Origin of the sequence: Rhizobacter sp. AJA081-3, assembly GCF_017795745.1 — a bacterium.
Classification (GTDB): Bacteria; Pseudomonadota; Gammaproteobacteria; order Burkholderiales; family Burkholderiaceae_C; genus Piscinibacter.
Genome location: NZ_CP059067.1, coordinates 5,345,768 through 5,359,334, shown reverse-complemented (window position 1 = coordinate 5,359,334; position 13,567 = coordinate 5,345,768). Strand labels below are relative to the sequence as shown.

The 13,567-nt window shown below is 70.8% G+C and carries 11 protein-coding genes; 7 read left to right on the top strand and 4 right to left on the bottom strand.

The window, feature by feature from the left end:
• Positions 1–48: 48 nt before the first annotated feature.
• Positions 49–1,305, bottom strand: coding sequence for a c-type cytochrome (locus HZ992_RS25375; protein ID WP_209387313.1), 1,257 nt, complete (start codon positions 1,303–1,305; stop codon positions 49–51).
• Positions 1,306–1,540: 235 nt separating this feature from the next.
• Here HZ992_RS25375 and HZ992_RS25370 point away from each other — a divergent pair, with 235 nt between their 5' ends.
• From HZ992_RS25370 to HZ992_RS25345, 6 genes are all read left to right on the top strand, one after another.
• Positions 1,541–2,383, top strand: coding sequence for an ATP-binding cassette domain-containing protein (locus HZ992_RS25370; RefSeq protein ID WP_209384607.1), 843 nt, complete (start codon positions 1,541–1,543; stop codon positions 2,381–2,383).
• The gene (locus tag HZ992_RS25365) at positions 2,380–3,864 is read left to right on the top strand and encodes an ABC transporter substrate-binding protein (protein ID WP_209384606.1); all 1,485 of its coding nucleotides are present in this window, start codon (positions 2,380–2,382) and stop codon (positions 3,862–3,864) included. Before HZ992_RS25370 ends, HZ992_RS25365 begins: the two co-directional genes overlap by 4 nt.
• A 277-nt stretch (positions 3,865–4,141) precedes the next feature.
• Positions 4,142–5,533 carry an amidase gene (locus tag HZ992_RS25360; protein ID WP_209384605.1) on the top strand — a complete coding sequence of 464 codons (1,392 nt, stop codon included), beginning with the start codon at positions 4,142–4,144 and terminating at the stop codon, positions 5,531–5,533.
• Between the two features lie 4 nt (positions 5,534–5,537).
• A complete protein-coding gene (locus HZ992_RS25355; protein WP_209384604.1) occupies positions 5,538–6,872 on the top strand; it encodes a tetratricopeptide repeat protein in 1,335 nt (444 codons plus the stop codon).
• Between the two features lie 90 nt (positions 6,873–6,962).
• A complete protein-coding gene (locus HZ992_RS25350; RefSeq protein ID WP_209384603.1) occupies positions 6,963–9,449 on the top strand; it encodes a hypothetical protein in 2,487 nt (828 codons plus the stop codon).
• Positions 9,450–9,500: 51 nt separating this feature from the next.
• On the top strand, positions 9,501–10,271 hold the full coding sequence (locus tag HZ992_RS25345) for a class I SAM-dependent methyltransferase (RefSeq protein WP_209384602.1): 771 nt from the start codon (positions 9,501–9,503) through the stop codon (positions 10,269–10,271).
• Between the two features lie 15 nt (positions 10,272–10,286).
• Here the strand turns inward: HZ992_RS25345 and HZ992_RS25340 are convergent, their stop codons facing one another.
• Genes HZ992_RS25340 through HZ992_RS25330 form a run of 3 tightly spaced genes read right to left on the bottom strand, consistent with a single transcriptional unit; the run spans position 10,287 to position 12,980 of the window.
• Positions 10,287–10,928 carry a glutathione S-transferase family protein gene (locus HZ992_RS25340; RefSeq protein ID WP_209384601.1) on the bottom strand — a complete coding sequence of 214 codons (642 nt, stop codon included), beginning with the start codon at positions 10,926–10,928 and terminating at the stop codon, positions 10,287–10,289.
• 40 nt (positions 10,929–10,968) lie between these two features.
• A complete protein-coding gene (locus tag HZ992_RS25335) occupies positions 10,969–12,306 on the bottom strand; it encodes a heavy metal sensor histidine kinase (RefSeq protein ID WP_209384600.1) in 1,338 nt (445 codons plus the stop codon).
• A complete protein-coding gene (locus HZ992_RS25330) occupies positions 12,303–12,980 on the bottom strand; it encodes a heavy metal response regulator transcription factor (protein WP_209384599.1) in 678 nt (225 codons plus the stop codon). Before HZ992_RS25330 ends, HZ992_RS25335 begins: the two co-directional genes overlap by 4 nt.
• Positions 12,981–13,158: 178 nt before the next feature.
• Between HZ992_RS25330 and HZ992_RS25325 the strand changes: the two genes are divergently transcribed.
• Positions 13,159–13,545, top strand: coding sequence for a DUF4148 domain-containing protein (locus HZ992_RS25325; RefSeq protein WP_209384598.1), 387 nt, complete (start codon positions 13,159–13,161; stop codon positions 13,543–13,545).
• The last annotated feature ends 22 nt before the right edge of the window (positions 13,546–13,567 follow it).

Genomic DNA, 13,567 nt, shown 5'->3' with positions numbered 1-13,567 from the left:
GGCGGGTGCCGCATCGGCCAACCGCCCCGCCGCATCGTCAGGCCGTCGTCACTTCGGGCTGGCGACGTAGGCCGCGAGATCCAGCTTGTCCTGATCCGTGAAGCGGGTGTTCAGCCCCGCGTTCACGTGGTTCGAGACGCTGCTCATCACCGAGGTGATCTTGCTGGCGGTGTTCACCTTGGTGTCGCTGGCCTTGCTGGTGCCATGGCAGCCCGTGCAGTTGGCGGCGTAGAGCGCCTGGCCCGTGGCCACGACGCCGACCGGTGCCGGCGCAGGTGCAGGTGCAGGTGCCGGCGCAGGTGCAGGTGCAGGTGCAGGTGCAGGTGCAGGTGCAGGTGCAGGTGCAGGTGCAGGTGCAGGTGCAGGTGCAGGTGCAGGTGCAGGTGCCGGTGCCGGTGCCGGTGCCGGTGCCGGCAGTCCGCTCGTCGAGGTCGCGGTCCACGTGCCCTGGTCGTCGCTGGCCGGGCCGGTGAAGCTGCCGGTGATGTTGCCGTCGGCGGCGGTCTGGCCGGTCGCCTGCACCACGGTTCGCTTGCCGTAGCGGATGTTCAGCGTGATCTGGCCGTTCGCGTCGATCGTGCCCTTGACCGGGTAGCCGCGCATGCCCTTGCGGCCGTCGTCGTCACCACTGCGCGAGTCCCTGTCCGCCAGCGTCAAGCCCAGCGCCTCGAGCTGCGCGCGGATGTCCTGCGTCACGGTGGCTACGTCGGCTTCGTAGCGCTCGGTGCGTGCCGCGAAGTCGGCCTTGAAGGCGGCCAGGGCCTCCTTCTGTGCTGCGTTGAGCTTCCCGCCGCTGTCGGCGGCCTTGCCGGCATCCATCGCAGCGCGCAGCGTCTGCAGCATCACCTCGAGGTCGGCACGATAGGCGGTGCGCAGCTCGCGGAGTTTCGTCTTGAGCTCCTGGCGCAGCGTTTCGGCCTGGGCCGCGGTGGCGTCGGTGCCGGTGGTCGGCGCGGCGGCGGTGGTCGGGATCAGCAGGCCCTCGACCTCCGTGGCGCCGTCTTCCTGCTCCGTCTTGAGCATCAAGGTGCCGCTGATCGTCTTGCCCGCGTCGGCGCCGGCGGTGACGTTGGCCGAGAAGGTGTACTGCATCTGCGCGAGCACCGTCTTCTCGCTGTCCGAGTCATCGCTGCCCGACACGCTGACGCGCAGCGCGCTCGCGCTCTCGCTCACGGCCACCGTCGACGCGCCCTGCGCCGTGCCGGCCGCCCCCGAAGTGCCGTCGCTGCCGCCGCAGCCGAACAGCATCGCGGTGGCCAGGGCGAGCGCGGTCAATCTCAACGACTTCATTGTGCTTGTCTTCATTGCTTGAGTCCTCTCGTGGATGAATGGACCGCACCCTTTCAGGCCGGCGGCCGGACCATAGCCGCGACGTGGGACGTTTTCCCACATGTTTCCGTCACCCTTACGTCCGTAACGCCTGCGGGCCGCCACGGCACCTGGGCTTACGAACATGTGGAGCACAAAAGCGTGACCAGTCGCTACCCGGGGCGCTCGCCCCTGCAGCGCCCCCGCCCCGTGCGTACGGCATGATCCGCACATGCACGACGCCGCCCCACCGTTGCTTGCGTTGCACGACGTCACACGCCGGTACACCTTGCCGCGCGAAAGCCTGTTCGCACCCGCGCCCGCGGTCGAGGCGCTGCGCGGCGTCAGCCTGGCCCTGCGTGCCGGCCGCAGCCTCGGCGTGGTGGGCGAATCGGGCTCGGGCAAGTCGACGCTGGCGCGCATCGCGATGGCGCTCGAGACGCCGACCGGCGGCCGCGTCGAGTTCATGGGCCGCGACCTGAATGCCCTGGGTGCCGCCGAGTTGCGCGCCGCGCGCCGCGACTTCCAGATGGTCTTCCAGGACCCGTACGGCTCGCTCGACCCGCGCCAGCGCGTCGGCCGCGTCGTCGCCGAGCCACTGGCGCTGGACGGCGCCGTGCCGCGCGAGACGGCCGTGGCCGCAGCGCTCGAGGCCGTGGGCCTGCGCGCCAGCGACGCGCAGAAGTACCCGCACGAATTCTCCGGCGGCCAGCGCCAGCGCATCGCCATTGCGCGCGCGCTGATCACGAAGCCGAAGCTGATCGTCGCCGACGAGCCGGTCAGCGCGCTCGACGTGTCGGTGCAGGCACAGGTGCTGAACCTGCTGATCGACCTGCAGCAGCAGTTCGGCGTGACCTACCTGCTGATCAGCCACGACCTCGCGGTGGTCGACCATGTCTGCGACGAGGTGCTGGTGATGCAGCACGGCCGCATCGTCGAGCGCGGCGACACGCAGCAGATCTTCCGCGCGCCCCAGCACCCGTACACCCGCAGCCTGCTGGCGGCGCATGAGCCGATGAACCCGCCCGCGCCCGCTTCCGCTAGAGTGGCGGCCGTCTCCGAGGAGCCCCGATGAGAACTTCGCTGCGTGTGTTGTCCGCCCTGCTTCTTGCCAGCCTGGCAATCACCGCGCCGGCCCAGGGCCGCAAGGACAGCGTGGTGCTGGGCATGGTGCTCGAACCCTCGCCGGGACTGGACCCGACGGCCGCGTCGGCCGCCGCCATCGGCGAGGTGGTGCACCTGAACGTGCTGGAGGGCTTGACGAAGATCGGCATGGACGGCAAGGTCTCTGCGCTGCTGGCCGAGAGCTGGAGCGTCGACCCGGACGGCAAGCTCTACACCTTCAAGCTGCGCCGCGGCGTGAAGTTCCACGACGGCGAGGCCTTCGACGCCAGCGACGTGAAGTTCAGCTTCGAACGCGCCAAGGCCGAAGGCTCGACCAACAAGGCGAAGAAGGCGGTGTTCGACAACATCAGCCGCATCGACACGCCCGACCCGTTCACCGTGATCCTGGTGCTGAACAACGCCGACGGCAACTTCCTGTTCCGCATGGGTGAGAACACCGCGGTGATCCTCGATCCGAAGAGCGCGGCGGGCACGGCGACGAAGCCGGTCGGCACCGGCCCGTTCAGGCTCGAGGACTGGAAGAAGGGTTCGTCGATCACGCTGGTCAAGAATGCCGATTACCGTGGCGCCGCGGCAGTGAAGATGAAGAAGGTGACCTTCCGCTTCATCAACGACCCGGCCGCGCAGGTGGCCGCGCTGCTGGCCGGCGACATCGACGGCATGCCGCGATTCGGTGCGCCGCAGAACCTCAAGCAGTTCCAGGGCGACAGGCGCTTCACGGTGGAGATCGGCGGCACCGAGGGCAAGACGATCGTGTCGATCAACAACCGCAAGAAGCCCTTCGACGACGTGCGCGTGCGCCGCGCCATCGCCGCGGCGATCGACCGCAAGGCGATCATCGACGGCGCGATGGAAGGCTACGGCGCGCCGATCGGCAGCCACCTGGTGCCCAGCGATGCCGGCTACGTCGACCTCACCGCGGTGAACCCCTACAACCCGGAGAGAGCCAAGGCGCTGCTCAAGGAAGCCGGCGTGGCCACGCCGCTGAACGTGACGCTGACACTGCCGCCGCCGCAGTACGCGCGCAAGGGCGGCGAGATCGTCGCTGCGCAGCTGGCCAAGGTGGGCATCGTCGCGAAGATCGAGAACGTGGAGTGGGCGCAGTGGCTCTCGGGTGCGTTCAAGGGCAACTACGACCTGACCATCATCAGCCACGTGGAACCGCTGGATTTCGACCGCTACGCCGACCCGGCCTACTACTGGGGCTACGAGAGCAAGGCCTACAAGGAGCTGCTGGCGAAGTACAACACCACCACCGATGCGAAGGCGCGGCTGAAGCTGGTGGGCGACATCCAGAAGCTGCTCGCCGCCGACTCGGTGAACGCCTACCTCTTCCAGTTGCCGCAGTTCGCGGTGGCGCGCAAGCCGCTGAAGGGGTTGTGGATCAGTTCGCCGATCTTTGCCAACGATCTGGCGGCCTTGAGCTGGTGATGTGGATCAAGCAGGAGTCCGCTGGCGGCCCACTGCAGTGTTCGTGGGTCTGCTCTGCATGCGACGGGCATGGTCGCAGAGCGGCGGCGGTACCCGCGTTCTCCGGCCCACGCTCGCGGGCGACCACCGAGGGACGCGGCGGCATACCTCGTCAAGACCTGCTTCGGCCTGCCACCGCCAGGGCGACCGCGAGCGTGGGCCGGAGAGCGCATACCCGGACCGCCTGCCCGCGCGCCGAACGGAACGGTCGTTCTGAATCCATGGACCCCTGACTGAAATGGAACTCCACGACCTCACCGCCATCGCCCTGCTCGACCTCTACCACCGCAAGGCCGCCTCGCCCGTCGATGTGACGCGCGCGGTGCTGCGTCACATCGGCCGCTGGGAGCCGCATCTTCACGCCACCTACGCGCTCGACCCCGAGGCCGCGCTGGTACAGGCCGAGGCTTCGCAGGCGCGCTGGCTGAAGGGTGAGCCGATGGGTGCGCTCGACGGCGTGCCGACGATGATCAAGGAGAACATCGCGACGAAAGGCGTACCGGTGCCACTGGGTACCGCCGCCACCGAGCTCGTGCCCGCGGCGCAGGACGCGCCGCCTGCGGCGCGGCTGCGCGAGGCCGGCGCGGTGATCCTGGGCAAGACCACCATGCCCGACTACGGCATGCTGTCTTCGGGGCTGTCGAGCTTCCATGCGCTCACGCGCAACCCCTGGGACCTCACGAAGAACCCCGGCGGCAGCAGCGCCGGCGCGGGTGCCGGTGCCGCCGCCGGCTACGGGCCACTGCACCTAGGCACCGACATCGGCGGCTCGGTGCGGCTGCCCGCCGCCTGGTGCGGCATCTTCACCCTCAAGCCCAGCCTCGGCCGCATCCCGATCCACCCGCCCTACGCCGGACGCGTGGCCGGGCCGATGACGCGCACGGTGGCCGATGCCGCGCTGATGATGGGCGTGCTCAGCCACCCCGATGCGCGCGACACCATGAGCCTGCCCTGGCAGGACATCGCCTGGCAGCAGCTGCACCGCGAGCTGAAGGGCCTGCGCATCGGGCTGCAGCTCGACGCCGGCTGGGGCCTGCCGGTGGAGCCCGACACGCGCGCCGCGGTGGAGGCGGCCGCGCGCCTGTTCGAGCGCGCCGGCGCCATCGTCGAGCCGCTGCGGCCCTTCATGACACGCGCCATGATCGACGGCATGGACACCTTCTGGCGTTGCCGCAGCTGGATGGACATCTCCGCGCTGCCCGAGGCGCGCCGCGCCAGGGTGCTGCCCTTCATCGTCGAATGGGCGCGCGGCGGCGCGGGCCTCACCGGCGAGCAAGTGTTCCGAGGCTACAGCCAGATGGGCGCGATGCGCGACGCCGCAGTGGCCGCCTGCGCGCCCTTCGACGTCGTGATCTCGCCGACGGCGCCGATCGCGGCCTATGCCGCTGAACTCGCCAGCCCCACCGACGACCCGGCGCGGCCGCTCGAGCACATCGGTTTCACGCTGCCCTTCAACATGAGCGAGCAACCGTCGGCGAGCATCAACTGCGGCTACACACGCGCCGGCTTGCCGATCGGGATGCAGATCACCGGGCCGCGCCACGACGACCTCGGCGTGCTGCAGGTCTGCCATGCCTGGGAGCAACTTCGGCCGGCGCAGCGGCCCTGGCCGCAGCCGCCTTCGGCCTGAGCCCATGCAAGACGCTCGCGGCAACCCGGTCGGAACGGCGTCGCACGACGCGCTGGGACACGCCGAGACCGCGCTGTGGCGCATGTGCTCCTTCTTCGACGCGCCGCTGGCCGACCTCGATGCCGCGATCGCTGCCGACCCGGGCTGGATGCTGCCGCACGTGATGCGCGCGAGCTTCCTGCTCACGCTGACCGAACCCTCGCTGGTGGCCGACGCGCGCGCCGCACTCGACCAGGCCGACCTGCTCGCCGCCCACGCGCCCGAGCGCGAGCGCGCCCATTGGGCGGCTGCCGACCGCTGCGCTGCGGGCGACTGGCACGGCGCCTGCGCGGCCTGGGAGCAGATCCTGCTGCAACACCCGCGCGACCTCTACGCGCTGCAGTGGGCGCACCTGTTCGACTTCTATCGCGGCGATGCGCGCAACCTGCGCCAGCGGGTCGCCCGCGTGCTGCCCCAGTGGCCGCGCGACGACGCGCTGCGCCCTTACCTTCTGGGCATGCATGCCTTCGGCCTGGAGGAGAACAACCTCTATGCGCAGGCCGAGGCGGCGGGCCGCGAGGCCACGGCCGGCGATGCCAAGGTGCCCTGGGCCACGCATGCGGTGGCGCACGTGATGGAGATGCAGGGCCGCTTCGACGAGGGCCGGCGCTGGCTGCACGAACAAGAGCCGGTCTGGGCCGAGGGTAACGGCTTCGCGGGTCACCATTGGTGGCACCTCGCGCTCTTCCATCTGGAGGCGATGGACCTCCCCGGTGCGCTGGCCCTGCACGACGCCCACCAGGGCGGCGCGCACGCGGTGCTGACGCTGCAGCGCCTCGACGGCGCCGCGCTGCTGTGGCGCCTGCGCCTGCTCGACGCCGACGGCACGCTCGGCCTCGCCGCGCGCTGGGCCGATCTCGCGCAGGGCTGGGACCTGACACCGCGCGACGCCGGCCACTCCGCGTTCAACGACGCGCACATGCTGATCGCGCTGATCGGCCTGAGCGACGCGCCGCGTGCGCAAGCGTTGTTCGCCGCCGTGCAGCGCCGCGCCGAGCGTGGCACCGACAGCAACGCCGCCATGGCGCGCGAGGTCGGCCTGCCGCTGATGCGTGCGCTGCTCGCCTTCGACGCCGGCGACGCGGCCTTGGCGATCCGGCTGCTCGCGCCGCTTCGCGAAACCGCGCACCGCTTCGGCGGCAGCCACGCGCAGCGCGACCTGGTCGACCAGACGCTGCTGGCTGCGTGCTCGCTACCGCAAGGCGACCGCGCGCTCGGCCGCGCGCTGCTCAACGAGCGGCTGCTGGCGCGCGGTGCCACGCCGCAGGTCGAGCACTGGCGCGCGCGGCTCGCGGCCTAGCGAAGGCGGGCCGGCCTGCACGCCTTCTGGGGATGACGCCGCCAGCCACGGCGCGTTAGCCTTCGCCACCCTGTCCCGCGCGGAGCCCCCATGGCCACCTCACCCGAACGCCCCCACGCCGACCGTGTCGCCGTGATCGCCGTGCACGGCATCGCCGACCAGAAGCACGGGGACACCGGCGAAGCGGTGGCGCTGCAGCTCGCGGCGGCCAGTGGCGGCCGCAGCGTTGCGCAGGAGTTGCCGCTTTCCGTGCCGCCGCTCGATCCGGCCGTGCCCTACCGCCGCTGGCGTCCGCAGGGCTGGGGTGGGCGCGGCCGCAAGTCGCTGCGGCAGTCGTGGCGCAGCGACTTCCTCGACGATGCGATCGGCGGCATGGACACCGGCGCGGCGCAGGCCAACAGCGCCGCGCCGCACGCGGCCGCTGCCGACACCGGCGTGCGCTTCACCGACTACCTGCTCGCCAAGGCCCAGGGCGCGCGCCGGCACCATGCCGCCCAGCCCACCACGGTGTCGGTGCATGCGGTGGACGGGCCCGCACTGCGGGCCGACGTGTTCGAGATGTACTGGGCCGACCTGTCGCGCCTGCCCGGCAGCGTGGCGAGCATCGTCGCCGAGCTGTTCACGCTGTTGTTCCATCTCTCGCGTCTGGGCGTGGATGCGCTCTCCCTGGCCGAGCGCCTGGCCGGCCGCAGCGAGCTGACCTGGCTGGGGCGGGTGCAGCGCAGCGCCGACTGGCTGTATTCGCGCCTGCTCGCCCTGCTGGCGCTGCAGCTGGTGATGTGCACGCTGATCCTGGCGCCGGCGCTGCTGTTCGCCGCGCACACCAACGGCACCCGGGTCGCGGCCACGGCGATCGCTGCGGTGGGCGTGGCGGCGGGACTGGTCTGGCTGAGAGGCTGGCGCTGGCGCGCCGCGCTGCCGCTGGGCGCGCTGGTCGGCGCGGCGGTCTGGGCGCTGCTCGGCACCGGGCAGGCGCTGCTCGCCGTGACGCTCGCCTGGCTGGCCGTTCTGAGCCTGCTTTATCACCGCTTCCTCGCCTACTGCGAGCAGCGCTTCCGCGCCGTGCTGGGCATCGGCTGGATGCTGTATGCCGTCACGTTGTCGTGCGTCGCCTTGTTCGGCCGAAGCGCAGGCTTCTCCGGCTCGGCCGGCTGGATCAACGGCACGCTGGGCGCGCTGGAGGCCTTGCTGCTCGCGCACGCCGTGCTCTGGCCGCTGCTCGCTCTGCTGGTGGCGGCCAGCGTGCTGCTGTCGGAATGGGCGCTGTGGCGCGGCGGCCGCGCCGGGCGCGACCACCGGCAGACGCTGGTCACCGCGCGGCTCGGCCTGTTCAGCTCGGTGGGCGCCTTCCTCGTGCTGCTGATGATCGGCTTCATGCTGTCGGCCTGGGCGCTGCGCTCGATGCTCGGATGTGCGCTGTACGAGCCCTGGTGGTTCGTCGGCTCGCCGGCGGCGATGTGCGCGTCGGACTTCCTGGACTGGCGCGCGCAACGCAATGCCTCGAGCTTTGCGCTGGTGGCGCTGTTCCTGCTCGCGCTGCTGGGCTTCGTGGCGCTGGTGTTCCTGCCCAGCATCCTGCGCGAGATGCGCATGGCGCTGCCCGCGGCGGCGGGCCTGGGCCGCTGGCTGAGCACGGGTTACCGCGCCATCGAGCGCCTGGTGCGGCTGTGGGGCCTGGCGGTGGCGCTCGGTGCCGCGATCGTCGCGTTGCTGCTGCTGATGTCGCAGCTCGCGCGCAGCGGGCTGGTGCCCTACCCGGCTGCCTTCGACCTGCACCTGCAAGGCATGGTCGACGCCGTCGAGCGCCTCTCGAAGAACTGGCTGGGCGGCATCGTCATCGGCATTGCCGGCGGTGCGGCCGGCCTGATGGCCCTGGGCAAGGTGGCGATCAAGCAGCTGCAGGCGATCCGCGCGCCGCTGGACGCTGCGCTCGACGTCGACAACCACTTCCGCGAGTTCCCGCGCGATGCGATCTGCCGCGTGCGCATCGTCGAGCGCTACGTGGCGCTGCTCGACCACGTGCGGCGCCAGGGCTACACCCGCGTGGTGATCGTCGCGCACAGCCAGGGCACGGTGATCACGGCCGAGCTGCTGCGCTACCTGCAGCAGCGCGACCGGCTCGGCCGGCCGGCCACCGCCGCCGGCCAGGTCGACCTGCAGGCGCTGCGCGAATGGCTCGACGCCGTCGGCCTTCGCCTGCTCACTGTCGGCAGCCCGCTGCGCCAGCTCTACGCGCTACGCTTCCCGGCGCTGTACCCCTGGGTACTGGATCGAGTTCAGCATGCCGCCGGCACCGGATGGACTGGCCCGCAGCCGCACGAGCTGGGTCTGCATCACTGGTCGAACCTGTGGGGCAGCGGCGACTATGTCGGGCGCTGGCTGTGGGCGGCGAGCGACGACACCCGCCCGGCACCGCTGCAGGTGGATCCGGCACGCTACGACGGCCCGATGCAGCAGGGCCGCGACAGCCAGGGCCGCGCCTGGAAGGACGGCTGCATCGGCGCCGACGCGCACACGCACTACTTCGAGCTCGAGCAGCGCCTCGTCGCCGAGGAGCTGTTCGCGCTGGTGCGCTGAGCGGCCGCGGCGGTGCGTGACAATCCACGCATCGCCACTGCGGATGCAGCCATGTCGAGTGCCCCGGCACCCCGCCCGACGAACGACCTCGAACGCCTGTTCCACGAGCACCAGGGCCGCCTGATGCAGAAGTGGGCCCACTACTTCAGCGTGTACGACGAGCACGTGTCGCGCTTTCGCGGCACCGACGTGACCATCGTCGAGTTCGGCGTCAACCACGGCGGTTCGCTGCAGCTGTGGCGCAAATACTTCGGCCCGCAGGCGCGCATCTACGGTGTCGACATCAACCCGCACTGCAAGTCGCTCGAGGAAGACGGCGTCGAGATCTTCATCGGCGACCAGGCCGACCGCGCCTTCCTGCGCTCGATCGCGCAGCGGGTGCCGCGCATCGACATCCTCATCGACGACGGCGGCCACACGATGGCGCAGCAGATCGCCACCTTCGAGGAGCTGTTTCCCTGCGTGGCCGAACGCGGCGTCTACCTCTGCGAGGACACGCACACCTCGTACTGGCGCAAGTACGGCGGCGGGCTGCACCGGCGCGGCTCGTTCATCGAGTACAGCAAACGCTGGATCGACGCGCTGAACGCCTGGCACTCCGAGGACACGACCCGCTTCGCGCCCGACGACTTCACGCGCACCGTGCGCTCGGTGAGCTACTACGACAGCATGGTGGTGGTGCACAAGGCACCGATGCACAAGTCGGAAGTGCTCGCGGTCGGCAGCCCTGCCGTCGCCGACTGGGCGCCGCCGCCCAGTGCGCTGAAGGCCACGCGGCGGCGCCTCAAGCAGGCGCTCAAGGGGCTGGTCGGCAAGGGCTGAGCCGGCGCCGCGCCCTCACACAAGCGGCTCGCCCAGTCCTTCCTGCGCGTAGGCGCGCTGCACAGCCGGCCGAGCGAGCACACGATGCAGGTACGGCCCCAGGTGCGGCAGCGTGCGTGCCGGCCGCGCCATGCCGCGCGTCCAGCGGCACAGCATCAGCACGTAAGGGTCGAGCACGCTGTAGTGCGCACCCAGGAACCACGGGCCGCCGTGGCGGACGAGCTCGGCCTCGAGCTGGTCGACCATGCCGGCGATGTGCGCCTCGGCATGGCGCTTCAGCGCGGCAGCGCCCTCGGGTGTGTCGGCCCAGCGGTCGCTGTAGAAGTACAGCGGCATCTCCGCCTGCAGCGTGTTCGACAGCCACATCAGCCACTTGTAGAAGTGCGCGCGCTCGGGCGTGCCGAGCGTCGGTGCCAGGCCGGCGGCGGCATGGGTGTCGGCCAGGTGCAGCGTGATCGCGGCGGTCTCGTAGAGCACCAGCTCGCCGTCGACCAGCACCGGGATCTTGCCGTTCGGGTTGAGCTTGAGGTATTCGGGCGAGTGGTGCGCATTGATCGTGCGGTCGACGCGCACGAGCTCGTAGGGCGCGCCGAGTTCCTCCAGCACCATGTGCGGTGTCATGCTCGCATTGCTGGGGAAGTAGTGCAGTTGCATCATGCGGCCATGCTAGCCGCTGCGGGCCGCCGCGCGTGCGGTCTCAGTGCGCGACCAGCGTGAAGCCGACTCGCGTCGTGCCGCCCTCGCTGGCGGCCAGCGGCCGGCCGGCATGCATGCGCGCGATCGCCGCCACGATGGCCAGCCCCAGGCCGTGGTGCGACTGGCTGTCGGGCCGCGCGGCGTCGACGCGGAAGAAGCGGTCGAACAGCCGCTCCAGGTGCTGCGGCGCGATCGGCTCGCCGGCATTGCGCACCTCCACGCGCACCTGCTCGGCGGCGTCGGGCGCGATGCAAACGACGACGCAGGAGCCGCGCTGTGCGAAGCGGATCGCGTTGCCGAGCAGGTTGGCCAGCGCGCGCTTGACCAGCGGCTCGTCGACCGCGGCCTGCGCATCACCCTCGATGCGCACCGCGAGGCCGGCCTCCTCGAGCAGCGCCTCGTGGAACTCGACCACCTGCGCCGCCAGCTCGGCCAGGCTGGCGCTGCGACCGCGCCGCGCGCTGGCGCCGCGGTCGGCCTGCGACAGGAACAGCATGTCGTTGACCAGGGCCGCGAGGCGCTGCGCCTCCTCGAGGTTGGACAGCAGCGTGTCGCGCAGCACCTCGGCCGGGCGCTCGCGCGCCAGGGCCACCTCGGTGTGGCCGATCAGCGCGGCCAGCGGCGTGCGCAGTTCGTGGGCGACGTCGGCGTTGAAGCCCTCGAGCTGCGCCACCGCGCCTTCGAGACGCTCCATCAGCGCATTGAACTGCTCGACCCAGGGCAGCAGCTCCTCGGCCGGGTCGGCCAGCGCCAGGCGGTGATCGAGCCGGCGCGCCGAGATGGCGCGCGTCTGCGCCGCCAGGTCGTTCAGCGGCCGCAGCGCACGCCGGACGTGCCAGCGGCTGCCGGCCCAGACCATCGCGCCGGCCAGCAAGGTGATGACGACGAAGACCACCAGCCAGTTGCGGCCGAACTTGGCATCGGCGGAAAAGTCGACCGTGTAGCGCGCCTTCAGCAGGCCGCCGGTCAGCTGCGGGGCCTCGATCTCGAAATCGACGCTGCGCGTGTGCTCGGACAGCGCGTGCGAACCCGCGCTCGGGTCGGCATAGAACGGCTGGCCATCGGCGCGCCACAGTTCCAGCCGCGTGTTGGCGCGCATCGGCGCGTCGGCGCGCACGCGCGCCAGGCAGGCCTGCTCACCGCCGTTCTTCAGCTCCAGGGCGAGGATCTGTGCAATGACGTTGCCGCGGAACTGCAGCTCCTCGAAGTTCTTCTCCTTCATCAGCATCTTCACCGACAGCCAGGCGCCGGTGAACAGCAGCGCGAGCATCAGCATGGTGACGAGCGCCAGCTTGCGCGACAGCCGCCCGCCGATCGAATGCGAGCAGGAGGCGATCACGATCGGTCCTCCAGCACGTAGCCCATGCCGCGCACGGTGTGCAGCAGCTTGCTCGGGAAGGGGTCGTCGAGCTTGGCGCGCAGACGGCGCACCGCGACCTCGACGACGTTGGTGTCGGAGTCGAAGTTCATGTCCCACACCTGCTCGGCCAGCGTGGTGCGCGAAAGGATCTGGCCGCGTCGGCGCAGCAGCAGCGTCAGCAGGGTGAACTCCTTGGCGGTGAGGTCCAGGCGCTTGCCGTCGCGGTGCGCCTTGCGGCTGGCCAGGTCGAGTTCGAGATCGGCCAGGCGCATCTGCGTCGTCGTGGCGCTCGTCGCGGCGCCGCGGCGCAGCAGCGCGCCGACGCGGGCGAGCAGTTCGGAGAAGGCGAAGGGCTTGACGAGGTAGTCGTCGGCGCCGTCCTGCAGGCCACGCACGCGGTCCTCGATCTTGTCGCGCGCCGTGAGCATCAGCACCGGCGTCTGGCCGCGCTCGCGCATCGCCTTGAGCACGCCGAAGCCGTCGATGCCGGGGAGCATCAGGTCGAGCAGCACCAGGTCGTACTCGCCCTCGCAGGCCAGCAGCCGTCCGCGGATGCCGTCGGCGGCCACGTCGACGACGTAGCCGTTCTCCGACAGGCCCTTGTGCAGGTAGTCGGCGAGCTTGGGTTCATCCTCGATGACGAGCAGGCGCATGGTGGGGAGGGTGTGGCAACGCGGCGAATGTTCGCACCGATGCGGGTGTCGGTGGATTACGAATTTGTCATCTCGCTGTCCGGAAAGCGTGAGTCGGGCTTCCTAGAGTTCATCCCATGCCGACAGACGACGCCGGCACAACCGAACCGATCCACCCCTCCATCTCAAGGACATCACCATGAACGCCAAGACCCTGATCGCCTCCGCCCTCTTCGTTTCCTTCGCCGGCGCCGGCAGCGCCTTCGCCCAAGAAGCCACGCAGGACTTCCAGCCCGCGTCGATGCTGTCGAGCAAGAGCCGCGCCGAAGTCCAGGCCGAACTGCAGCAGGCGCAGCGCGCCGGCACGCTGGAAGCGCGCAACTACGCCGAGGCCTCGACCGCGCCGGTGGCCACCTCGACGCTGACGCGTGCTCAAGTAGTCGCCGAAGCCCGCGAGGCCGCCCGCTTGGGCGCCACCGAGGCCAATGAAGCCGAGGTGCGCGTGGCCACGCCGGCGCAGCAGCAGCTGATCCGCGCAGCCGGCATTCGCGCGCTGGACCGCAGCCTGGCGCAGGCCGCGAACTGAGCGCCCCGCACGCGAGGCGCAC